The organism is Kineosporia sp. NBRC 101731, assembly GCF_030269305.1.
Classification (GTDB): Bacteria; Actinomycetota; Actinomycetes; order Actinomycetales; family Kineosporiaceae; genus Kineosporia.
In genome coordinates this window covers 372226-394056 of the sequence record NZ_BSTC01000004.1, presented here as the reverse complement: position 1 = coordinate 394056, position 21831 = coordinate 372226, and the positions used below count along the sequence as shown (strand labels likewise).

The following is a 21831-nucleotide window of genomic DNA, read 5'->3' as shown; positions in this document are numbered from 1 at the left end:
CACCCTGCCCCGCGTCTTCACCCTTTTCACTCCCTGCCCCAGGAGCCCCCGTGTCCCCCGATTCGTTCCGTCCTGCCCAGATTCAGATGTCCCGTCGAGGTATCCTCCAGTTCGGTGCCATTGCAGCCGGTTTCGCCACGCTGGCCGCTTGCGGCGGTCCGGGCGGCAGCAGTTCGTCCGCCGAGGGCGGCACCGCCGTCGATCTGATCACCGTGGGCACCGCCGCCACCGCCGGGTCGATGAACCCGCTGGACGAGCAGTACTCCACCCTCCAGTTCAACGTGTACGACTCCCTGGTGCGGGTCTTCGCCGACGACGACGAGCCCCAGCCCCGGATCGCGAAGTCCTGGGAGGAGAGCGGCAAGAACACCTGGACCTTCACCCTGCGCCCGGATGTGAAGTTCCACGACGGCACGACGGTCACCGCGCAGGACGTCGCCTTCAGCTTCGACACCCTGATGGCCGAGCAGTACGCCAATGCCATCACCCTGATGAGCATCACCTCGGTCAAGGCGCTCGACGACTCGACGGTCGAGGTGGTGACCAGCGGACCGGACCCGCTCCTGATGAGCCGTCTGTCGGCGCTGTTCGTCGTGCCGAAGGCGCACTGGGAGAAGACCGGCGGCGGGACGAAATTCGCCCAGGACCCGATCGGTTCCGGACCGTTCAAGGTGGAGTCGTACTCGGCCGACACCGGCGCCAAACTGACTGCTTTCGAAGACTTCTGGGACGGTGCACCGGCCACCGCCACGGTCGACCTGAAGTTCTTCAGTGATGCCTCGGCGCTGGCGCTGGCCCTGCAGTCCGGCGAGGTCGACGTGGCCCATCAGCTGACCACGGCGCAGTACCCCACGCTCGACGGTGACAAGAACCTGGCCCTGAGCGCGAAGTTCGGCGGCACGCAGAACATGCTGCAGCTGAAGACCACGAGCGGCCCGTTCAAGGACCTCAAGGTACGCCAGGCCGCGATCGCCGCGATCGATGCCGCCGCCCTGGTCGAGGGACTGACCCACGGTCTGGCCGAGATCGAGGACGGTCAGCTGCCGCTGAAGGAGGTCAACGGGTACACCGACTCCATCACCCGGCCGGCCTACGACCTGGAGAAGGCCAAGTCGCTGCTGGCCGAGGCCGGCGCGACCGGTGCCGAGATCACCATCACCGGGATGACCCTGTACCGCCAGCTGCTGGAAGCCATCGGCGAGCAGCTGACCGCGGCCGGGTTCAAGCCGACCATCAAGGCACTGGAGATCTCTGAGTGGGTCGAGCAGTTCACCGGTGGCTCGGACGCGGACATCTTCTACCGCGGTGTCGCCTACACCGGCGTGTTCGACGTGGACCGGGCCTTCTCCATGGTGTCGTTCGGTAAGAAGCCGGCGGTCAAGGACGCGAAGTGGGACACGCTGTTCGCCGCGACCCGGGCCGAGACCGACCCCGCGGCCCGCCTGGAGAAGATCGCCGCGGCCAGCCAGTACCTCAACGACCAGGCCTACATCCTGTGGAGCTACGCCAACCCCTCGATCAGTGCCGCCACCACTCAGGTGTCCGGTACCGACTTCAACCAGGGTCTGGTGATCCCGCTGGAGGGCCTGGTGAAGAAGGCGTGACCGGCAGCGCGCCCACCCTCGACCGGGTGGACCTGGACCAGCGTGGCCGGGCCGAGCTCGGCTTCCTGCGCAGCCTGCGGGGCGGGCTGGCCCCGCTGCGTACGGCCGCACTGGAGAAGCTGGAGCGCTCCGGTGCCTTCGAGGGCGATTTCACCACCATCGAGAAGCTGCGTGAGCGCACCGATCCGGTGCTGCGGGAAGACCCGGGCTTCCGGCTGACCGGCGCGGTGCTGCGGTGGGCGCGCGAGCAGACCACACCCCGGGCGGTGGCCGCCTACGAGCGGCGCCGGCCGCAACTGGAGCCGCTGGCTCTGCCGATCGGCCTGGACCGGTTCGAGGACCGGCTCGGACGGCGTAAGCCGCCGGCCTACTGGTCCTACGACTTCCACACCACGACCGGCGGCTGGGACGGGCACGAGCAGATGGGTTTCGTGCACCACGAGCTGGTCTACCGGTACATGCTGATCGCCGCCTACGGTGCCGGCATCTTCGACCAGCGCCAGAAGGTGGCCGAGGCCGCGCCCCGCGCCGGTTACCGCAACATCGTCGATCTGGGCTGTGGCACGGGGCAATACACGGTGAAGCTGGCCGAGGCCTATCCCCGCGCCGGCATCACCGGGGTGGACCTGTCGCGCTCGGAGCTGCTCTACGCGCTACGGCGGGGCGAGGAACGGGGGTTCGCCTGGCGGATGGTGCGGGGCGCGGCGGAGGACACCGGGCTGGAGGCCGGGAGCTTCGACCTGGTCACCTCGTTCATCCTGCTGCACGAGGTGCCACCGGCAGTGACCCGGCGGATCCTGGCGGAGGCCTTCCGCCTGCTGGAACCCGGTGGGGACGTGCACTTCTCCGACGTCACCCCGTACGCGCAGCGGACGCCGCAGCAGGCCTGGGCCGACGACTGGGACGCCGAGCAGGGCAATGAGCCGTGGTGGCGCACCGCCGCCACGCTCGATCTGGCCGCTCTCGCCGCCGAGGCCGGTTTCATCGAGATCCAGCAGCGTGGCCTCGGGCCGAATGCGTACCCCTGGGTGCTCACCGCGCGGAAACCATCGAGGGAGAACTCATGACGGCGACCGAGGTCAACCCTCCGCCGACTGAGACCGCACCACCTCCGGCGCTGCGGCTGGACGACGTGCGGGTGGAACTGTCGGGCAGTTCCGGGCGGGCGCAGATCCTGCGGGGGGTGAGTTTCGAGGTTCCCCGCGGGCAGATCGTCGCGCTGGCGGGGGAGTCCGGATCGGGTAAGTCCACCGCCATGCTCGCCGCGGTGCGCCTGCTGCCCTGGGGGGCCGGGGTGACCGGGACGATCGAGTGCGACGGGCAGGACGTGCGGGCTCTGTCCTCCCGGCAGCTGCGTCAGTTCCGGGCCCGCACCGCGCGGGTGATCTTCCAGGACCCGTGGTCCTCGCTGCACCCGATGCGCTCGGTCGGCCAGCAGCTGGTCGAGTCGGCCCGCAGCGCCGACCCCTCACTGCCCAAGGTGACGGCCCGCGCGTTGGCCATGGAAACCCTGCACCGGGTGGGAATTCCCGACCCGGAAGCGCGGATGGACGCCTATCCGCACCAGATCTCGGGCGGCCAGCTCCAGCGGGTGATGATCGCGATGGCGCTGGTCGCCAGACCCTCGGTGCTGTTGTGCGACGAGCCGACCACGGCCCTGGACGTCACGACCCAGGCCCAGATCCTCGACCTGCTGCGGGACCTGAACCGCAGCGAGGGCATCACGGTCCTGATCGCCACGCACGACCTGGACGTGATCTCCGGCATCGCCGACCGCCTGGTGGTGATGTATGCCGGTCGGGTCGTCGAGGACGGGCCCGCCCAGCAGGTGCTGTCGGCACCTCAGCATCTCTACACCTGGTCGCTGCTGCAGGCCGCTCCGGCCCACCAGCACGAGTCGCGTCTTCGTCCCATCGAGGGGCGTCCGCCGCGCTCCGACGAGAACCTACCCGGCTGTGCCTTCGCCCCCCGGTGCCCGGCAGCCCGGGACGACTGCACCACCGCACAGCCCGGGCTGGAGCTGGTGGCCACCGGTCACCGCTCGGCCTGCCTGCCGGTGCAGCAGAAGATGAAGGGAGAGCACCGATGAGCGTCATCCTTCAGACCCAGGATCTTCAGCAGTTCTTCCCCGGTGCGGGTGGCCGCCAGGTCCGCGCGGTCAACGGTGTCTCGATCACCGTCGAGGCCGGCCAGACACTGGGACTGGTCGGGGAGTCCGGCAGCGGCAAGACCACCCTCGGACGAGCAGCCCTGCGGCTGAGCGAACCGACCGGTGGGCAACTGTTCTTCGAAGGACAGGACATCACCCACGCCGGGACCTCCGAGCTTCGCCGCACTCTCCGGCGACGGGCGGCGATGGTGTTCCAGAATCCCTCGACCTCGCTGAATCCCTTCCTCAAGCTGGTGGACGCGCTGATCGAGCCGTTGGCCGTGCACAAGGTGGGCTCCCGGGCGCAGCGGCGTCAGCAGGCCTACGAGATGCTCGAGCGGGTCGGTCTGGACCGCACCACCGCCGAGCGCTACCCGCAGGAACTCTCCGGCGGTCAGCGTCAGCGCGTCGGTGTCGCCCGCGCGCTGATGCTCAACCCCGGACTGGTGGTCGCGGACGAGCCGACCGCCTCCCTGGACGTGTCGGTCCAGGCCCAGGTCGTGAACCTGTTCCAGGACCTGCAGCGTGAGCTCGGCCTGGCCTATCTGTTCATCAGCCACGACCTGGCGCTGGTTTCGCATCTCAGCCACCGGATCGCGGTCATGTACCTGGGGCGCGTGGTCGAGATCGGCCCCGCCGACGAGGTGTTCGACCGGCCCAAGCACCCCTACACGGTGGTGCTCAGCTCCATGCGACGCCCGGCCGGTGAGCAGATCACCGCGGGCGGGGATCCGCCCTCCCTGCTGAACCCGCCGCCGGGCTGTTCCTTCCACCCGCGGTGCCCGGTGGCCCGTCCGCTCTGCGCGACGACGGCGCCGGAGCTGACCCTCCTGCCCGCATCGACCGGTCCCGGTGCCTCACGCCACGAAGTGGCCTGTCACTTCCCGGGCGATCTCGAACTACGGGGCGGGCTGGAGACCGTCATCGCCCCGCCACCCCCGATTGCGCTGGAGGCCGCCCGATGAGCGACCTGAATCATCTGATCCATCTGAAGGCCCCTGAGGACATGGACGGGATGATGCGGATGCTGCTGGAGGTAGCTTCCGAGGTCTGGGTGATGCGCGACCGGTTCGCCGTGCTCGAGGCCCTTCTCGCCGAGCGCGGCACCCTCAGCGCCGGTGACCTGGACAGGTATCAGCCCGGCAGCACCCTGGCCGAGCTGCTGGACCGGGAACGGGCGGGCTTCGTCCGGCGTCTGCTGGATGCCGGTGCCGGCCGCGTGGAACTGGGGACGCCGTGATCGCCCTTCTCGTCCGCCGCCTCGGTCTCCTCCTGCTGGTGGTGTTCGGGGTGTCCACGGTTCTTTTCGTGCTCACCCGGCTCTCGGGCGACCCGGCCGCCCTGCTGTCCCCGCCCGATGCCGGCCCCGAGGTACTGGAGGCCACGCGCACCCGGCTCGGCCTGGACGACCCCCTGTGGCTTCAGTACGTGCACACGCTGGTCAGCACCTTCACCTTCGACTTCGGACAGTCGTTCGCGATGGACGCCCCCGTGAACTCGCTGCTGTGGTCCCGTCTGGCGACCAGCCTGTGGATCATCGTCCCGGCCCTGGTGATCGGGCCGCTGATCTCGCTGGTGATCGGCCTGTACGCGGCGCTGCACCCGACCCGGCCCGGCGGCCGGCTGGTGATGGGGGCGGCCTTCCTGACCGATGGCGTGCCCTACTTCCTGCTCGCCTTCGTCCTGATCCTGGTGTTCGCCCTCCAGCTGGGCTGGCTGCCCGCCACCGGCAACGTCGGTTACGCGGCCCTGGCCATCCCGGTGACCGTCCTGACCGTCTCGGCGGTCTCGGCCACCTCCCGGCTGGTGCGGGGGCAGATGCTCGACGCCCTGGCCCAGGGCCCCGTGCTGACCGCTCGTTCACTCGGTCTGTCGCCGGCGGTCGTGTTGTTCCGTCACGCCCTGCCGATCGCCGTACCACCGCTCCTGGCCTGGCTGGGCATCCAGTTCTCGTTCCTGTTCAGTGCCCTGCTGGTGCTCGAGCCGATCATGAACTTCGGAGGCATCGGCAACCTGCTGGTGCGCAGCGTCAACAGCCGGGACTTCCCGGTCGTGCAGGCGTGCATCGTGGTCTTCGCCGTGCTGATCACCGCGGTCAACATCGCCCTCGACCTGGCGGTGCGCGGTATCGACCCTCGTCTTCGGAAAGGAACGGCATGAGCGCGATCCCTTCGGCCGTCGTCGACGGCCTGCCGGACCCGGCGGCGGTGCCCCCGGCCCGGAGCTCACGGACCCGGCAGGTGATCGGTGCGACCTGGGGCTCGCCGACCGGCCGGGTCGGGCTGATCATGCTCGCGGTCACCGTACTGCTGGCGGTCTTCGGCCCGTTCCTGGTGGGAACCAGTCCCACGCACCAGAACCTGATGGCGACCAACGAGCCGCCGTCCTGGCTCGGGGGCGGCGGTGGCCTGCTGGGCACGGACTCCCTCGGGCGGGACGTGCTCAGCCGGGCCGTACACGGGCTGCGCCTGAGTCTGATGTTCGGTCTGGGGGTGGCCACCGCCAGCGCCGTGCTGGGTCTGGGCCTGGGCCTGCTCGCCGGTTACGAGCAGCGTTTCGCCGGGCCGATCCTGCTGCGGGTGGCTGACATCCAGTTCGCGCTGCCGTTCGTCGTGGTGGGTCTGGCGCTGACGGCGGTGATGGGCCCCGGCATCCTCAAACTGGCTGTGGTCCTGTCCATCTGGGGATGGACCGTGTACGCCCGCACGATTGTTTCCTCGGTGGCCCAGGTCTGCCGGATGGACTACATCACCGCGGCGCGCACCCACGGCACGGGTGCCGTCCGGCTGTTGTTGCGGCACGTGGCCCCCAACGTGCTCGGCCCGGTGGTGGTGCTGTGGACGACCTCGGCCGGCGTGATGATCCTGGTCGAGAGCTCCCTGAGCCTGCTCGGTCTGGGGGCCCAGCCGCCCTCGTTCTCGCTGGGCACGATGCTCGGCGACGCCACGACCCAGCTGCGACTGGCCTGGTGGGCCGTGGTGAGCCCGGGCGTGGTGCTGCTGTGGATCGTGCTGGCCTTCAACCTGACGGGCGATGGCCTGCGGGACGCCCTGAGCTCGTCCGGGCGCATCGAACACGACCCGGAACTGGTGTAGCACACGATGAAACTGGCTGTGAAGGAATGGGGCTCCGGCTCGCGCCGGGCCCTGCTGATCCACGGGGCCACCTCCACCAAGGAATGGATGACGCCGTTGGCCGAGGTCCTGGTGGACCGCGGCTACCGGGTGCTGGCACCCGACCTGCGGGGGCACGGTGACAGCCCCCGGGGCGATCACTACGCACTGCAGGCTCTCGCCGACGATGTGGTGGAAACGATCGGTGAGCCGGTCGAGCTCGCGATCGGTCACTCACTCGGTGGCAAGGTGCTCCCCGGGGCCGTGCGCGACCTGAAGGTGGAGCGCGCCCTGTACCTGGATCCGGCCTGGACCGCCCGCGAGGTCGACCCGTACGCCCAGGCCCTGACCAAGCCGGACGGGTCACCGATGAACCGGGACGACCTGAAGGTCCTGTACCCGGGCCTGTCCGAGGCGGCCAGGCAGGAGACCCTGGCCCGCTACCTCGCGATGGACTGGAGACTCTTCCACGACCCCCTGCTCCAGCTACGTCGCACCACGATGCCCGCGATCCCGGCCGCGACACGTTCCCTGGTGGTCCTGGCCGACCCCAGCGTGCTGGTACCCCCGGTGATGGCCGAGGCCCTTCGGGTCGGAGGCTATGAGGTGCGCACCCAGAAGGGCAGCAATCACGGGCTCTTCCAGTCGGACATGCCGGAGTTCCTCGCCACGGTCGAGGGCTGGCTGTGACGGTGCCGGTCACGATGACGGTCAACGGCGAGAGCACCCGCCTGGACGTGGACCCGCGCGAAAGTCTGCTGGACGTGATCCGCGAACGGCTGGTGCTGACCGGTACCAAGAAGGGCTGCGACGCGGGGCACTGCGGAGCCTGCACGGTCCATGTGGACGGTCGTCGCGTTCTGTCGTGCCTGACCCCGGCGGTCCAGGTGGACGACGCGGCGGTCACCACGATCGAAGGGATCCACGGTGAGGACGGTGCGCTGCACCCGTTGCAGCAGGCGTTCGTCGACCACGACGCCTTGCAGTGCGGTTACTGCACGCCGGGGCAGATCATGTCCGGGCTGGCCTGCATGGCCGAGGGAAACGCCCGCACCGAGGACGAGGTACGCGAGTTCATGAGCGGAAACCTCTGCCGGTGCGGTGCTTACACAGGGATAACGGCCGCCGTTCTCGCCTGTGCGGCCGAGCCCGGGGCGGGTGCGAACTGATGTTCCCCTTCGAGTACCACCGGGCCGGCTCGGTGGACCAGGCCGTGCTCCTGGCCTCGGAGCTGCGGGGCGAGGGACCGGTCAGGTTCCTGGCCGGCGGCACCACGCTCTACGACCTGATGAAGCTCGGTGCCGAGACACCCCGCTGTGTGGTCGACGTGAACCGGATCCCCGAGCTGATGCACCTCACCGTGACCGATGACGAGCTGATCATCGGTTCCGGCGTCCGGATGTCCGCTCTCGCGGCGGAACCCGTCGTCCGGGAGAAGTTCCCGGTCATCGCCGAGGCTCTGCGGCAGGGCGCGACCCCGCAGATCCGCAACATGGCCTCGATCGGCGGAAACCTCTTGCAACGCACCCGGTGCACGTATTTCCGGGGCCAGCAGCCCTGCAACAAGAAAGTTCCAGGCTCCGGCTGCGGCGCGCGGGAGGGGATCGACGAGGGGCAAGCCGTGCTGGGCGGCAGCGAGCACTGCACGGCGGTCTACCCCGGAGACCTGGCCGTGGCCCTGGTCGCGCTCGAGGCCCAGATCGACGTGATCGGCCCGGAGGGCGCGCGCCGCCTGCCCGTCGCCGGGCTGCACCGGCTACCGGGCCAGACGCCCGATCAGGAGACCACTCTCCACCCCGCAGAACTGATCACGGCCGTTCGCGTGCCGGTGCTGCCGGTCGCCCGGGCATCCACCTACACCAAGCTGCGTCCGCGCGAGAGCTACGCTTTCGCCTGGGCCTCGGCGGCCGTGGCCCTGCAGGCCCAGCCCGGGACCGACCGCGTCGGTATGTGCCGTATCGTCCTGGGCGGCCTCGCCACCCGGCCCTGGCGGGCCCGGGCCGTCGAGGACTGGCTGCACGGACGTCCTCTGCCGGCCGCCACAGCGCGTCGGGCCGGGGAGATGGCTCTGCAAGACGCCCGCCCGGGGCGGCACAACGGATTCCGGATCGAACTCGGCGCCCGCGCGGTGACGGATGCGCTGTTGACCGCCTGGGGGCGTCGTGACTGATACCGGTGGTGCTCAGGTCCGGCTGGATGCTCGTGAGAAGGTGACCGGCGCAGCTCTTTACGGGGCCGACCGGGTGCCGCCCGGTCTGGTGCACGCGGCCTTCGCCACAGCGACCATCGCCCGCGGCCGGATCGTCACGATCGATGTCTCCGGGGCCGAGGCCGTACCCGGCGTCCTGTTCGCCGTGACCCGTTTCGGCGAGGACGAACTGGGCCCGGCGTCGTTCGTGATGGGCGGCGGCTACGGGACTCAGGGACTGCAGCCGCTGAGCCACGACCGGATCGCCCACCGTGGACAGCCGATCGCGCTCGTGCTGGCCGAGACCCCGGTGGCGGCGGCCCACGCTGCGGAACTGATCACCGCCACCTACGAGGAGGAGCCCTTCGCGTGCGACGTGGACGCACCGGGCGCGCAGACCCTCCTGCAGCGCGAGGCCATCCCGATCCCGTTCGCCGACGACGTGGTGGTCGGCGACGCCGACGACGCCCTGGCCTCGTCCGCGGTGAGGGTCGACGCGGTCTACGAGCACCCGTCCCAGAACGCGACACCGCTCGAACTGCTCTCGGCCGTGGTGCAATGGCACGGCGACCGGCTCGTGGTCCACGAGGGCACCCAGAACGCCGGTGCCCTCCGGCACGGTCTGGCCCGCCAGCTGGGTCTGGACCCGGCTCAGGTCGAAGTCCGCTCGCCCTACCTGGGCGGGGGGTTCGGCCAGCGCAATGCCCAGCAGCCGTATCTGGCACCGCTGGCCCTGGCCGCCCGACGCGCCGGGCGACCGGTGAAACTGGTGCTGACCCGGACACAGACTTTTCACCAGGCCAGCTTTCGACCACAGACCCGGCACCGGGTGATACTGGGGGCCGACGCATCCGGCCGGATGACCGCTGCCGTGCACGAGGTGGACCAGCAGACCTCACGACACGATCTGTTCCCCGCCGGCTATGCCAAGGTGACGTCGCGGCTCTACGGCATCCCGGCCTTCCGCAGCCGACAGCGGCTGGTGCGCAACGACGTCCAGACACCCGGGTACATGCGGGCACCGTTCGAGCAGCCGGGCGTATGGGCTTTCGAATCAGCGGTGGACGAACTCGCCACGGAGCTGCGCCTGGATCCCCTGGCACTGCGGCTGGCCAACGACACCACCCATGACCCGGTCAGTGGCCTGCCGTTCTCGTCCCGCCACCTGGGGGAGTGCCTGCGCCGGGGCGCCGAGCGATTCGGCTGGGAGCGGCGGCCCCTGGATCCCGGAACCTGGACGGACGCCGACGGCCACCGGATCGGCTGGGGTGTCGCGGTGGGTGCCTACCCGGCCAACGTCACGCCGGCCCGGGCCCGGATCACCGTGGCCGGCGGCGGCTCAGTGGTGGTGCGAACCGACGGGCACGAGATGGGGCAGGGCATGAGCTCGGCGGTGGCCGCCCTGGTGTCCTCGCAGCTGAGCATCCCGGCCTCGAGGATTCGGGTGGAACTGGGGGACACACGGGTCGGTGCGCAGCCGCTGACCGCCGGCTCCTGGGGGACCGCGTCCACCCTTCCGGCGGTGGAGGCGGCCCTGACAGAACTGCGCCGCGTGCTCGGTGGACGGGACCTGGCATCGGCCGAGGGCCTGAGCGCCGAGGCGGACAACGGTCTTCCGGCGGCGCTGGCCGACCGCGCCGCCCAGGGCCTGGTCGCGGCCGCGGGTCCGGTCTACGGTGACTTCGCCGCGTTCAGTTTCATCGCCCACTTCGTCGAGGTGAGGGTGGAACGCCACACCGGCCGGATCCGGGTGCCCCGGGTGCTCAGCGTGGCCGACTGCGGCCGGGTGGCCAACCGGGTGACGGCCGCCGGGCAGGTGCGCGGAGGAGTGGTCTGGGGGCTGGGTGCCGCGCTGCGCGAGCATCTGGTGGTCGACCCCCGGCTGGGCGGGTTCCTGAATGCCACCCTGGAGGAGTACCCGATCTCGGTGAACGCCGACATCGGGCACATCGACGTGGACTTCGTGGACCGTCCGGACCCTCTCCTGAACGCGTCCGGGGTGAAAGGCCTGGGCGAGGTGGCCATGGTCGGGGTGGCGGCGGCCGTGACCAATGCCGTTTTTCACGCGACGGGGTACCGGGCGCGCCGCCTGCCGGTGACGATGGCAGACGTTTGACCGCCCTCATCGTCCCCGCCCCGCAGCGCCCTTCAGCGCTGCGACACCCCCACCGGCCGGTGGATCGGCCCGGTCAGGACCGACAACGGCCGGCCACTACCACCCCGGCCCGCGGCCACGATCTCCGCCACGATCGAGATGGCGGTCTCGGAGGGGGTTCTGGCCCCCAGGTCGAGGCCGATCGGTGCGCGTAACCCGGCCAGTGCAGCTGCCGGTACCCCGCGTGTCCTCAGCTGCTCGAGCCGGTCGGCGACGGTCTGCCGTGAGCCCAGGGCCCCCACATACCCGACGGGCAGTCGCAGGGCCAGGTCCAGGAGGGGGACATCGAACTTCGCATCATGGGTCAGCACGCACAGTGCCGTGCGCTCGTCCACAGAGGTCCGCGCCAGGTAGCGGTGCGGCCACTCCACGACGACCTCGTCGGCGGCCGGGAAACGCTTCGCCGTGGCGAACGTCGCCCGGGCGTCGCACACGGTGACGTGGTAGTCCAGCTCGCGACCGACGCGTGACAACGCGGCGGCGAAGTCCTGGGCACCAAAAATGATCAGGCGCGGGCGCGGCGCGTAGGAACTGATGAAGACGGTGGTCCCGCCGTCGCCCGCATGGCGGTGCACGCCGCTGGATCCCTGGGCCAGGAGGCCGCGCGCCTCGTGGAGCACGGCCGCATCGAGATCGGCATCGCCGAGGGATCCGGTCACGCTCTCCGGTCGCACGATCAATCGCCGCCCCGGTCGGTGGCTCTCAGCGGCAATGACGGTCGCGACGGCGACCGGACGCCCGCACCGGACATCGGCCAGGACCTCCCCCAGTTCGGGGAACGTTTCCCGCCCGACCTGTTCGACGAAGATCTCGATGGTGCCACCGCACGTCAGGCCGACCGAGAAGGCGTCGTCGTCGCTGACGCCGTAGCGTTGCAGGACCGGCACACCGCCATCGCGGACCGCGATCGCCCGGGAGTAGACGTCCCCCTCCACGCAACCGCCGGAAACGCTGCCGACCACACTGTCTTCCGGGCCGACGACCAGGGCCGAGCCGGGTTGCCGGGGGGCGGAGTTCCAGGTGGCCACCACGGTGGCTACAGCGACGTTCTCCCCGGTTTCCCACCAGGCGCTCAACTCGTCGATCAGATCGCGCACGTGCTACCGCCCTGCCCCGACATCTGTTGTGAGGTCGAGATACTCGTCCGGAACTCTTCTCAGGACCCTAACCCGCAGTTGTTTCCGTCCGGGGTCTTGGGCACCGGGTGCGGTGGCCGTGAACAGCGCGGCGGCCACCGTCAGGGCGGTGATCGCCGTGGTTCTCCTGGGTGGGTGGAGATGCACGCAACCTAGGTTTCCTGGCGAGCGAGAGGTCAGCGCCGGGCCACCCCGGCCACAGCGATGTTGTTCTGGTCGCGTGCGGCCTCGTCCGGCCACGCCGGACGCCACTGGGGGGTCCAGACCAGGCCGGGCTCGACGAGGTCCCAGTCGCCGAAGAAGGAGGTGACCTGCTCGCGGGTGCGCACCTGCATGGAGTCGGCAGCGTTGCGGTAGAGCCCGGCCGCCTTGCGGGTGTCGGCGGTTCGCCCCTCGTCGATGACATGGGTGATCGCGACGAAACTCCCCGGTGCGGCCGCGTTCCGCAGTGCGGCCACGGCCTGGTAGGGATCGTCGGCGTCCGGCACGAACGGCAGCACCGAGGCCAGCAGCAGCCCGATCGGGCGGGACAGGTCGAGCAGGTCCAGCAACTGCGGTGAGGTGAGAATGTCGTGGGGCCGCCGCAGATCGCCCATCAGGATGGCGGTCGAGGGGTTGTCGCGCAGGATCAGCTCGCTGTGGGCCACCGCGATCGGGTCGTGATCGACGTAGAGCACCCGGGCCCCGGGCAGCACGGGCTGGACGATCTCGTGCACGTTGCTCATGGTGGGTATGCCCGAGCCGAGGTCGAGGAACTGGTCGATGCCCTGCTGCGCCATGAAGGTCACGGCCCGCTGCACGAAGGCCCGGTTCGTCTGCGCCGCGGTCGCGATCGTCGGGATCACGGCGAGCACCTTCTCGGCGAACTCCCGGTCCACGGCGAAGTTGTGAGCCCCGCCCAGCAGGTAGTCGTACACCCGGGCCGGCGATGGAACAGTGAGGTCGATACCGGGAGGTGCCCAGTCGGGAGTCGTCATGACGTCGGGCCTTCCGCGCGGGGTAGCAGCACGCCGTCAGCCTAGCCGCGCGAAACGGGCATATCCCACCTCGACAGGCGCCCACACCCTTACCCGGCGGAGCGCAGCCGCCCCGGACCGGTGACCCGCATCGGCGACTGCCGGCCCGTCGCTGAACAACCATGGCGGGCCGTTCCCCGGTGAGCTCCGGGTCACTGCGTAGTCTCAAGGGATGGATGAGTGGCCCGGGAGTGACACAGGTAGGGCCCCGGCCCCGGTCCGCGGGTCGTTCCTGCTCGAGCGGGTGTACGCGGACTCGGCCCGTGACCTGGGGATTCCCCCGCAGCAGGGGGTGCTGCTGTGCGTGCTGACGCCCGGACCGGTGGAGTTGTCCCGGCTGGGTGCCGTGCTGCGGGTGGCCGAGCCGACCCTGACCGGCCTGGTCCAGGCGGCCGAGACCAGCCGCCACGTCACCCGCGGCCCCGACCCGGCCGGCACCTACCCCGTCGTCCTGACCCTGACCTCCATCGGTGCGTCCATCGCCCAGGAGTTCTACGACGAGACCTGCGCCCGGATCGACGCCCTCACCTACGGGCTCTCGACGAGTGAGCGCACCGCGCTCGCTGCGCTGCTGGGCCGGTTCATGGTGGGCCGGCACCGGCCCCGCCCGGTCACCCACCTGCACGCCGGCACCCGGTCGGGTTCCGGTCCCCGGCCGCGGAACAACCCCACCCCTCCGGCCCAGAGCGCCTGACTGGTACGGGGCCGACGGCTCCAAGTGATGGCCGGCCGAGCCGGACCGAACGGCTCCGATGCTGCGTCATGCCTCGGGCCGCGCCTCTGACCTGCGTGTTTGTTGTTGCCTGGCTGATCGTCCAAGAAGTTGAGTGGAAGTGGCTCAACTAGCCTTGCGCACGTTCGCCCGTCGGTTTATCGTTTTCCTGCGGCCGGATGAGGGGCCGCCGAAAGACGAGATTGACGAAGGAGTGTGAGCTGAGATGGCTCTTCCTGTGCGTTCGGGTGACGCGGTCGTCCGCTGGGATCCTTTCCGCGAGTTCGGCGACATCCAGCGTCAGTTCGACCAGGTCGTGCAGTCGGTGTTCGGCCCGGTCGAGCGTGACCAGGCCGCAGCCCGCCGTACCTGGCGTCCGTTGGCAGACGTCACCGAGTCCGACTCTGGTTACGTCATCAGCCTCGAGGTTCCCGGCTTCCGGAAGAACGAGATCGAGCTGAGCGTCGAGGGGGACACCCTCACGGTGGGCGGCGAGTACGCCCTGTCCGAAGACGGGGAACAGCGCCACGCGCGCCGGGCCGGCCGGTTCCAGTACAGCACCCTGCTGCCCAAGGGTGTGGCGGCCGACCAGGTCAGCGCCTCCCTGGCCGACGGCGTACTGCGGGTGTCCGTGCCCAAGTCCGGTGAGACGCAGCCGCGCCGGATCGAGATCACCGAAGGCTGATTCACACCGACGGATAACAGGGCCGGTCCGGCAACGGGCCGGCCCTGTTCACGTTCGGGGTCGGCCCGCGCATCGGGACGACGCCGATGCAGACGCCCACCGTCGAGGGATCGCGCACCCTCCCGCTCACATTGTCAGCATCGATAGTACTTACGCGCTCGACATTTTCGTCATCGTTCCACCCCGTCGGCAGAGGCCACGCTCGCCGTCCAGGCCCGGATACCTCCGTCGAGGTGATGCAGAAGGCTGTATTTCTGGCGGCGCAGCACCTGGATCGCCCGGGCCGATCGCTGACCGGCCGCGCAGTACAGGATCAGCGGTACGTCCCGGGGTAGATCGGCCCGTTCCAGGTCGGCGAGCGGGACCAGCAGGGCTCCGGGGATGGCGAACCGGTCGTGCTCGGCCGGTTCGCGCACGTCGATGAGCAGGAAGTCGTCGTCCCCGGCGGCGCGGGCCCGCAGGCGTCCGGCCAGGTCTCCCGCGGTGATCATGGGGAGCGTGGGCGGTGCCAGGCGGGTGATCGGTGCCCGGGTGGCGTCGGGGATGAGGCGGAACGTGCGCCACGACCAGGTCTGTACGTCCAGGGTCAGCACCCGCCCGAGCAGGCTCTGACCCGTGCCGGTGATGAGTTTGACCGCCTCGGCGGCCATGATCGAGCCGAACAGGCCACAGACAGCCCCCAGGACGCCCGCGTCGTTGCAGTCGGGCACGGAGCCGGGGGCGGGTGGCTCAGGGAACAGATCGCGGTACTGCGGGCCGTGTCCGCCCCAGAAGGTGCTGGCCTGGCCCTGGGACCGCAGCACGGCGGCCCAGACCCACGGGATGCCGGTCAGCACACAGGCGTCGTTCACCAGGTAGCGGGTGGGGAAGTTGTCCGAGCCGTCGAGTACCAGGTCGTACTGCTCGACCAGCCCGACGGCGTTGCCGGTGTGCAGCCGTTCGCGATGTCGTTCGACGCGCACCAGCGGGTTGGCCCGCCGCACCGCGTCGGCGGCGCTGTCGACCTTGGACCGCCCGACGTCCGCACCGGTGTGGATCACCTGTCGCTGCAGATTGGACTCCTCGACCACGTCGTCGTCCACCAGCCCGATCGTGCCCACGCCGGCCGCGGCCAGGTACTGCAGGGAGGGTGAACCGAGGCCTCCGGCCCCCACCAGCAGCACGCGGGCGGCCTTCAGCCGTCGCTGACCGGTCCCGCCCACCTCCGGCAGCACCAGATGGCGCGCATAGCGCCGGTGTTCGGCCTCGGTCAGGGGGCCTCCCGGGGCCACCAAGGGCGGACGTACGTCACCGGTCACGCGCGGTCCCCGAACTCGGCCAGGCCCACCGGCGTCGAGGAGGCCAGCGCCCGTTCACGTTTCGGGATACGCCCAGCGAGCCGGGCCGCGCGCCCGGCCTGGACCGCCAGCCGCATCGCGACCGCCATCCGCTCGGGGTCGTGCGCCCGGGTCACCGCGGTAGCCAGAAGCACACCGTCACACCCCAGCTCCATCGCCAGGGCTGCGTCGGAGGCGGTGCCGATCCCGGCATCGAGAAGGACGGGAACGCCGGCCCGCTGGGCGATGAGAGCGATGTTGTGCGGGTTCAGCACACCCAGGCCGGTGCCGATCGGCGCGCCCAGCGGCATCACCGCAGCGCAGCCGGCGTGTTCCAGTCGCTGTGCCAGCACCGGGTCGTCATTGGTGTAGGCCAGCACGGTGAAGCCCTCGTCGACCAATTGACCCGCCGCGTCGAGCAGTTCACCGGCGTCCGGGAGCAGGGTGTCCTCGTCGGCCACCACCTCCAGCTTGACCCACGACGTGCCGAGCAGCTCGCGGGCCAGCCGGGCCGTCAGCAGGGCCTCACGGGCGGTGCGGCATCCGGCGGTGTTGGGCAGGACCTGCACACCCACCCGGGTCAGGATGTCGAGCAGCCCTCCATCGGCCGTGGGGTCGATCCGGCGCATCGCCACGGTCGTCAGCTGTGTGCCGGAGGCCCGCAGCGCGCTCTCCAGGATGCTCAGGTTGCCGGCGCCACCGGTTCCCATCACCAGCCGGGACGTGAAGGCCTGGCCGGCGATCCGCAGCGGCTCGTCCGACAGGCCGGACTGCCCGGGCTGCCCGGCCTGTTCCAGCATCGGGGTGCTGACCTCAGGCGTGCTCGTCATCCGCCCGCCACCGCCCCGAGAATCTCGAGCCGGTCGCCGGGACACAGCCGTGTCGTCGTCCACTGCCCGGCCGGGACCACGTCGTCGCCCAGGGCCACGGCCACTCCGGTGGGTGGGCCGCCCTGGCTTCCAGCGACTTCGGGCCCGGCGAGTTGTCGCAGTAGGTCCGCCACGGTGGCCTCACCGGGCACCTGCACGGGTTCGCCATTGACGATCACCTCGAGCATCGTGTTCTACCTCCGTCCGGCCGTGGCCACCGTGGTGGTGTCACGGCCTGTCGTCGATGTACCGGGCTGTTCGAGCCGCCGGGGATCGCACACCCGCACCGGGCCGGCGGGCACGTCCCCGTCGGCCAGGGCAGCAGTCACAGCGTCGGCAGTGACCCCGCACAGCAGCACACCGTTGCGGTGGTGGCCGGTCGCCAGGATCAGGCCCGGGACCGCGGAAGGCCCGATCAGGGGCAGGTTGTCGGGAGTGCCCGGACGGCATCGCGCCGCGGTTTCGGTGAACTCCAGTTCCGATACCCCGGGCACCAGGGCCCGGGCGTCCTGCAGGAGATCGTGCACGGCGCCGGCGGTGACCCGCTGGTCCAGGCCGACGTCCTCGCTGGTCGCCCCGACCACCAGTTCACCGTTCTCGCGCGGCACCAGGTACACGTCCCGGCCGTGCACCACCGCGCGGACGGTGCGCCGCAGGATGTGATCACCCGCGGGCATCCGCAGCCGCAGGATCTGCCCCTTGACCGGCCGTACCGACGGCACGACCGACCGGGCCCACGCGCCGGTGGCCAGCACCACCCGGAGGGCCCGCACCAGTGCCCCGGAGGCCAGACGGACGCCGGCGAGCACCTCGTCCACCCGTTCGGGGGTGCCTGAATCCTGAACGGTGACCACCCCGGCGGTCGTGGCCGCGATCCGCAGAGCCTCCAGCAGCCGGCGCGGGTCGATCTGGTGGTCGTCGGGGATCAGTGTGCCCGCGCTGACCCCCGGATCCAGCGTCGGTTCCAGTGCGCGGCAGCGCCGACCGGTGAGGGCCTCGACCGTCAACCCGAGACCGGCCTGCAGGCGCCGGGTCTCGGCCAGGCGGGCTCGGTCGTCGGCGGTCAGGGCCACGGCCAGGGTGCCGCACCGGCGGTACCCGGTGACCAGGCCGCTGACCAGCTCGAGTTCGCGGACGAAGTCCGGGTATCCCTGCGCCGCGTGACACCCCAGACGCAGCAACGGTTCTTCGCCGGGCTGCACCTCGCTGACGGGGGCGAGCATCCCGGCCGCCACGCCGGAGGCCCCCGATCCGGGCGCAGGGTCGACGAGGATCACCTGCAGCCCGCGCTGGGCCAGCCGCCAGGCACAGGCCGTGCCGACGACACCGCCGCCCAGGACGACCACATCGGTGGCCGGAACAGGCGTGCCAATTACCATGTTCGAGCTCCCTTCGCCGGCATGACCCGGAGCAGGTTCAACGGTCGGCGAGATGTTCGCCCTCTCAGCCCTCGGTGGGCTCCCGTGCTGGCATCACCATACCCCGCCCAATGCGACACTTCGGCGCATGCCCCGATCCCCGCACCCGGCCCTGATCCGGGCCCGCCTGTATCTCTGCTGCGATTCCCGTTCCCGTCAGGGCAATCTCACCGACTCTTCGGACGTCGTGCTGGCGGCTAGGGTGGACGTCATCCAGTTGTGGGAGAAGGTTCTGGCAAGCCGCGCGCGAGCTGGAGCTGCTGGAGGTGTTCGGCGCTGCGGTGCAGCGGCACGGCCGGTTACCCGCGGCTGGCGACCGGAACGACATCGCCTCGATCGCCCGCACCGACGTCCTGCACCTGGGCCGGAACGGATCGAGAATTCTTGGGCGTCGTTGGTCGGCGAACACCTCGTGACTATCGACCGTGATCATCCCGGGAAAGGGCGGTGTTCGGCGACCGGTCATCGCCAGTTCGGCAAGCAGTCGCGGAATGTCCGCTCCAGGCAGCGACCGGTGACGGTGAGTCGCTTCTTCCGGAAATAATTCAAGAGCAAGTTGTTTCGCATGTGCGGTGCGATCAGTCGTGCACGGCGATGATCGTGGCGAAGGCCTGCTGGATCAGCTGGGACAGAGGAGGCCGGTTTTCGGCGTCGCGGTCGCGCAACTCCCAGTCCCGGATCAGGCCGCTGCGCAGGGCGGCGAGCGAGGCCCGGGCGAGGATATCGGCCACGAATTGCGGCTCCGGATCATCGGAATTGGGGGTTGAGGCCGCGATCAGGCGCGCGCGCAGGGGGATCGCTATCGCCTCCTCCACCCGGAAACCGACCGCGTTCGGGGCGCGGCGGAGCTTCGGGCCGGGCGGGCCCTCGTGGAACATCCACAGGGGTGAGGGCCGGTTTCCCTGGGCGATCTTCCACGCCACGGTGGCCAGGCCCATCTGGACGGCTGTCAGCGGTCCCTCCGCGGCCGGCCGGGTCCGGATGGCCTCGGTCAGGTCCGGAAGCCAGGACAGGGCGTCGTCCAGGATCAGTTCCTCCTTCGCGGCGAAGTACCGGAAGAAGGTGCGTTCGGTGACGCCAGCGGCATCGGCGATGTCCCGGACGGTGGTGTTCTCAAAGCCCTGCTGCTCGAACAGCCGGTCGGCGGCGGCCTGCAAGGCCGTGCGGGTGGCCAGTTTGTTGGCCTCGCGCTTTCCACCGGTAGACGTCACAGGCAAAGCATTTCACGATCAGCCCCCGACTACCTAAAGTCACTCGTCGCATTGTCTGGGCAAACTTGTCAGCCCTGACACTTTTGCCTAAAACTGTCAGTCGTGACAGATTTTTTGAGTGCGCGGCCCGGTGGCCTCTACCGGCTGGGACGTTTCTGCGCCCGCCACCCCGGGCCGGTCGTCCTGCTCTGGCTGGTCCTGCTCGTCGGCGTCACGCTCGGCCACCAAGCCCTGGGCGGGCAGTACTCCGACGACTTTGAGCTGCCCAATGCCCCTGCTCAGCGGGGTGCTGATCTCCTGCAGATGCATCAGTCCAGTAGCGGTGCGCAGAGCGGTCAGGTCGTCTTCACCGTGCGCGAGGGAACGCTGGCTCAACAGAAGGCGGCGATCGACAGTTCGGTCGACGCCATCCGCCGTCTTGGCCATGTGCAGTCCGTAACCGACCCCATAGACTCTCAGGACGGCCGGACCGCCTACGTCACTGCCGGTTTCGACAAGAATCCGAGCGCGCTGGGTGACGCCTTCGTCACCCAGATCGACGATGCCACCGAGTCGGCCCGTCGGGCGGGCGTCAACGTGGAGTACGGCGGTGAGCTCGGTCAGGCTGCCCGGCCGAAGACCGGCGACGCGGTCTCGGAACTGATCGGCATCGGCACCGCGGTCGTAGTGCTGCTCCTGGGTTTCGGCAGCGTCGCCGCGGCCGGCCTACCGATCCTCTCCGCAGCGATCGGGGTGCTGGCCGGGATGGGGCTGCTCGGCATGCTGGCCGCCGCCACCACGTTCGCCACGGTCTCGCCCACGCTGGCGATCATGATGGGACTCGGCGTCGGTATCGACTACGCGCTCTTCCTGGCCACCCGCTTCCGCCAAGACCTGATGGAGGGCGGCGAACCGGCCGAGGCGGCCGGGCGGACCGTGGAAGGCAGCGGGCGATCGGTCCTGATCGCCGCAATGACCGTGGTCATCGCGATGCTGGGGCTCTATGCGTCCGGGGTCTCCTTCATCGGCAAGCTCGGTCTGGCGGCGGCGCTGACCGTCGCGGTCGCCGCGGCGGCCGCCGTCACGCTGGTGCCGTCGCTGCTCGGCCTGGCCGGCAAGCGGATCGACCGGCTGCGCGTCCGCTCGGCCGTCGCCGAGGCCGGTAGCGGCGAGAGCGACGTGTGGCACCGGCACGCGGCCCGGATCGGACGCCGTCCCTGGCTGTATCTGGCCGGCGGGGTGGCGCTGCTGGCCGTGATCGCCCTGCCGACGTTGTCGATGCAGCTGGGACACGTGGACGCCGGTTCCGATCCGGCCGACTTCACCAGTCGGCAGGCCTACGACGCGATCTCCGACGCGTTCGGCCCCGGTGCCAACGGACCGCTGACCATCGTGGTGGACGTCTCGCACGCCGACACGGACGTGTCAGCCGATCTGCAGAAGGCTCTGCAGGGCGTCCGAGGCGTGGCCTCGGTCTCGAAGGTGCAGGCCACCAAGGACGGGGACGTGCTCGTGGCCACGGTGATCCCGACGACCGGACCGCAGGACTCCTCGACCGAGGAGGTGCTGCGCACCTTGCGCGACGACACCCTGCCCAAGATAGTGGAGGCCCATGACGCCCACGGATACGTGACCGGGGCGACCGCCTTCCAGCTCGACTTCCGCGACAAGATCGTCTCCCGGCTGCCGGTGATCATCGCTGTGGTGCTTGCGGCGGCGATGCTGTTGCTCCTGATCACCTTCCGCAGCGTGCTGGTGGCCATCAAGGCGGCGGTGCTGAACCTGCTGTCCATCGCCGCGGCCTACGGCGTGGTGGTGGCGGTGTTCCAATGGGGCTGGGGCGCATCACTCTTCGGGGTCAGGGAGACCGTGCCCATCGAGTCCTACGTACCCATGATGATGTTCGCGATCGTGTTCGGGCTGTCCATGGACTACGAGGTGTTCCTGCTCTCGCGGGTCCGCGACGCCTGGCTGCGCACGCACGACAACCGGTTGAGCGTGGGCGAAGGGCTGTCGGTGACGGCGCGGGTGATCAGCTGCGCGGCGCTGATCATGACCAGCGTCTTCGCAGCATTCGTGCTGTCCGACGTGATCGTGGTCAAGATGCTCGCCCTCGGACTGGCGGCCAGCGTGCTGATCGACGCCACGATCATCCGCTTGATCGTCGTCCCGGCCACCATGTTCCTTCTGGGCGGCGGCAACTGGTGGATCCCCCGCTGGGTCGACCGGATCCTGCCGCACCTCGAAGCTCACACCACACCAGCTCCTTGATCCATCAGG

Annotated in this window: 21 protein-coding genes and 1 riboswitch; of the genes, 14 read left to right on the top strand and 7 right to left on the bottom strand. The window is 70.0% G+C overall.

Annotated elements, in window-relative coordinates:
• Positions 1-50 precede the first annotated feature (50 nt).
• Genes QSK05_RS14730 through QSK05_RS14680 form a run of 11 tightly spaced genes read left to right on the top strand, consistent with a single transcriptional unit; the run spans position 51 to position 11170 of the window.
• Positions 51-1604, top strand: coding sequence for an ABC transporter substrate-binding protein (locus QSK05_RS14730; protein WP_285597749.1), 1554 nt, complete (start codon positions 51-53; stop codon positions 1602-1604).
• A complete protein-coding gene (locus QSK05_RS14725; protein ID WP_285597748.1) occupies positions 1601-2671 on the top strand; it encodes a class I SAM-dependent methyltransferase in 1071 nt (356 codons plus the stop codon). The genes QSK05_RS14730 and QSK05_RS14725 overlap by 4 nt, the downstream gene beginning before the upstream one ends.
• A complete protein-coding gene (locus tag QSK05_RS14720; RefSeq protein ID WP_285597747.1) occupies positions 2668-3693 on the top strand; it encodes an ABC transporter ATP-binding protein in 1026 nt (341 codons plus the stop codon). Before QSK05_RS14725 ends, QSK05_RS14720 begins: the two co-directional genes overlap by 4 nt.
• A complete protein-coding gene (locus tag QSK05_RS14715; RefSeq protein WP_285597746.1) occupies positions 3690-4718 on the top strand; it encodes an ABC transporter ATP-binding protein in 1029 nt (342 codons plus the stop codon). Before QSK05_RS14720 ends, QSK05_RS14715 begins: the two co-directional genes overlap by 4 nt.
• Entirely contained in the window at positions 4715-4993 is a 279-nt protein-coding gene (locus tag QSK05_RS14710; RefSeq protein WP_285597745.1) for a hypothetical protein, read from the top strand. Before QSK05_RS14715 ends, QSK05_RS14710 begins: the two co-directional genes overlap by 4 nt.
• Positions 4990-5913, top strand: coding sequence for an ABC transporter permease (locus QSK05_RS14705; RefSeq protein ID WP_285597744.1), 924 nt, complete (start codon positions 4990-4992; stop codon positions 5911-5913). The genes QSK05_RS14710 and QSK05_RS14705 overlap by 4 nt, the downstream gene beginning before the upstream one ends.
• On the top strand, positions 5910-6848 hold the full coding sequence (locus QSK05_RS14700) for an ABC transporter permease (protein WP_285597743.1): 939 nt from the start codon (positions 5910-5912) through the stop codon (positions 6846-6848). The genes QSK05_RS14705 and QSK05_RS14700 overlap by 4 nt, the downstream gene beginning before the upstream one ends.
• Before the next feature lie 6 nt (positions 6849-6854).
• Entirely contained in the window at positions 6855-7556 is a 702-nt protein-coding gene (locus QSK05_RS14695; RefSeq protein ID WP_285597742.1) for an alpha/beta fold hydrolase, read from the top strand.
• Positions 7553-8035, top strand: a complete 483-nt coding sequence (locus QSK05_RS14690) for a (2Fe-2S)-binding protein (protein ID WP_285597741.1) — start codon at positions 7553-7555, stop codon at positions 8033-8035. The genes QSK05_RS14695 and QSK05_RS14690 overlap by 4 nt, the downstream gene beginning before the upstream one ends.
• Complete coding sequence (locus QSK05_RS14685; RefSeq protein WP_285597740.1) at positions 8035-9036, top strand: FAD binding domain-containing protein; 1002 nt, start codon at positions 8035-8037, stop codon at positions 9034-9036. The genes QSK05_RS14690 and QSK05_RS14685 overlap by 1 nt, the downstream gene beginning before the upstream one ends.
• Positions 9029-11170: a xanthine dehydrogenase family protein molybdopterin-binding subunit gene (locus tag QSK05_RS14680; protein WP_285597739.1), complete on the top strand. Its 2142-nt coding sequence runs from the start codon at positions 9029-9031 to the stop codon at positions 11168-11170. Before QSK05_RS14685 ends, QSK05_RS14680 begins: the two co-directional genes overlap by 8 nt.
• 32 nt (positions 11171-11202) lie before the next feature.
• Here the strand turns inward: QSK05_RS14680 and QSK05_RS14675 are convergent, their stop codons facing one another.
• Together QSK05_RS14675 and QSK05_RS14670 are read right to left on the bottom strand one after the other, a co-directional pair.
• Positions 11203-12306: an XdhC family protein gene (locus QSK05_RS14675; RefSeq protein ID WP_285597738.1), complete on the bottom strand. Its 1104-nt coding sequence runs from the start codon at positions 12304-12306 to the stop codon at positions 11203-11205.
• 215 nt (positions 12307-12521) lie between these two features.
• On the bottom strand, positions 12522-13322 hold the full coding sequence (locus tag QSK05_RS14670) for an SAM-dependent methyltransferase (RefSeq protein ID WP_285597737.1): 801 nt from the start codon (positions 13320-13322) through the stop codon (positions 12522-12524).
• Positions 13323-13533: 211 nt separating this feature from the next.
• On the opposite strand from QSK05_RS14670, the gene QSK05_RS14665 reads away from it, so the two are divergent.
• Entirely contained in the window at positions 13534-14055 is a 522-nt protein-coding gene (locus QSK05_RS14665; protein WP_285597736.1) for a MarR family winged helix-turn-helix transcriptional regulator, read from the top strand.
• A 244-nt stretch (positions 14056-14299) separates the two neighbouring features.
• Complete coding sequence (locus QSK05_RS14660) at positions 14300-14758, top strand: Hsp20/alpha crystallin family protein (RefSeq protein WP_285597735.1); 459 nt, start codon at positions 14300-14302, stop codon at positions 14756-14758.
• Positions 14759-14928: 170 nt separating this feature from the next.
• On the opposite strand, the gene QSK05_RS14655 is transcribed toward QSK05_RS14660, so the two are convergent.
• The 5 genes from QSK05_RS14655 to QSK05_RS14635 form a co-directional block, all read right to left on the bottom strand.
• Complete coding sequence (locus tag QSK05_RS14655) at positions 14929-16056, bottom strand: ThiF family adenylyltransferase (RefSeq protein ID WP_285597734.1); 1128 nt, start codon at positions 16054-16056, stop codon at positions 14929-14931.
• Positions 16053-16874, bottom strand: coding sequence for a thiazole synthase (locus tag QSK05_RS14650; RefSeq protein WP_352301402.1), 822 nt, complete (start codon positions 16872-16874; stop codon positions 16053-16055). Before QSK05_RS14650 ends, QSK05_RS14655 begins: the two co-directional genes overlap by 4 nt.
• 26 nt (positions 16875-16900) lie before the next feature.
• Positions 16901-17131 carry a sulfur carrier protein ThiS gene (thiS, locus tag QSK05_RS14645; protein ID WP_285597732.1) on the bottom strand — a complete coding sequence of 77 codons (231 nt, stop codon included), beginning with the start codon at positions 17129-17131 and terminating at the stop codon, positions 16901-16903.
• Positions 17132-17137: 6 nt separating this feature from the next.
• Positions 17138-18322 (bottom strand): glycine oxidase ThiO, encoded by a 1185-nt coding sequence (gene thiO, locus QSK05_RS14640; protein WP_285597731.1) that lies wholly within the window; start codon positions 18320-18322, stop codon positions 17138-17140.
• A riboswitch (TPP riboswitch) is annotated at positions 18314-18418 on the bottom strand. (Overlaps the previous gene by 9 nt.)
• A gap of 521 nt (positions 18419-18939) precedes the next feature.
• Positions 18940-19572, bottom strand: a complete 633-nt coding sequence (locus QSK05_RS14635) for a TetR/AcrR family transcriptional regulator (protein ID WP_285597730.1) — start codon at positions 19570-19572, stop codon at positions 18940-18942.
• 102 nt (positions 19573-19674) lie between these two features.
• On the opposite strand from QSK05_RS14635, the gene QSK05_RS14630 reads away from it, so the two are divergent.
• Positions 19675-21822, top strand: coding sequence for an MMPL family transporter (locus QSK05_RS14630; RefSeq protein WP_285597729.1), 2148 nt, complete (start codon positions 19675-19677; stop codon positions 21820-21822).
• Positions 21823-21831 lie beyond the last annotated feature (9 nt).

Excerpts from the sequence above, each read along its gene's own strand:
- QSK05_RS14700 (WP_285597743.1), top strand. The coding sequence starts at position 5,910 with ATGAGCGCGATCCCTTCGGCCGTCGTCGACGGCCTGCCGGACCCGGCG.
- QSK05_RS14715 (WP_285597746.1), top strand. The coding sequence starts at position 3,690 with ATGAGCGTCATCCTTCAGACCCAGGATCTTCAGCAGTTCTTCCCCGGT.
- QSK05_RS14660 (WP_285597735.1), top strand. The coding sequence starts at position 14,300 with ATGGCTCTTCCTGTGCGTTCGGGTGACGCGGTCGTCCGCTGGGATCCT.
- QSK05_RS14695 (WP_285597742.1), top strand. The coding sequence starts at position 6,855 with ATGAAACTGGCTGTGAAGGAATGGGGCTCCGGCTCGCGCCGGGCCCTG.
- thiS (WP_285597732.1), bottom strand. The coding sequence starts at position 17,131 with ATGCTCGAGGTGATCGTCAATGGCGAACCCGTGCAGGTGCCCGGTGAG.
- QSK05_RS14665 (WP_285597736.1), top strand. The coding sequence starts at position 13,534 with ATGGATGAGTGGCCCGGGAGTGACACAGGTAGGGCCCCGGCCCCGGTC.
- thiO (WP_285597731.1), bottom strand. The coding sequence starts at position 18,322 with ATGGTAATTGGCACGCCTGTTCCGGCCACCGATGTGGTCGTCCTGGGC.
- QSK05_RS14710 (WP_285597745.1), top strand. The coding sequence starts at position 4,715 with ATGAGCGACCTGAATCATCTGATCCATCTGAAGGCCCCTGAGGACATG.
- QSK05_RS14650 (WP_352301402.1), bottom strand. The coding sequence starts at position 16,874 with ATGCTGGAACAGGCCGGGCAGCCCGGGCAGTCCGGCCTGTCGGACGAG.
- QSK05_RS14670 (WP_285597737.1), bottom strand. The coding sequence starts at position 13,322 with ATGACGACTCCCGACTGGGCACCTCCCGGTATCGACCTCACTGTTCCA.
- QSK05_RS14720 (WP_285597747.1), top strand. The coding sequence starts at position 2,668 with ATGACGGCGACCGAGGTCAACCCTCCGCCGACTGAGACCGCACCACCT.
- QSK05_RS14685 (WP_285597740.1), top strand. The coding sequence starts at position 8,035 with ATGTTCCCCTTCGAGTACCACCGGGCCGGCTCGGTGGACCAGGCCGTG.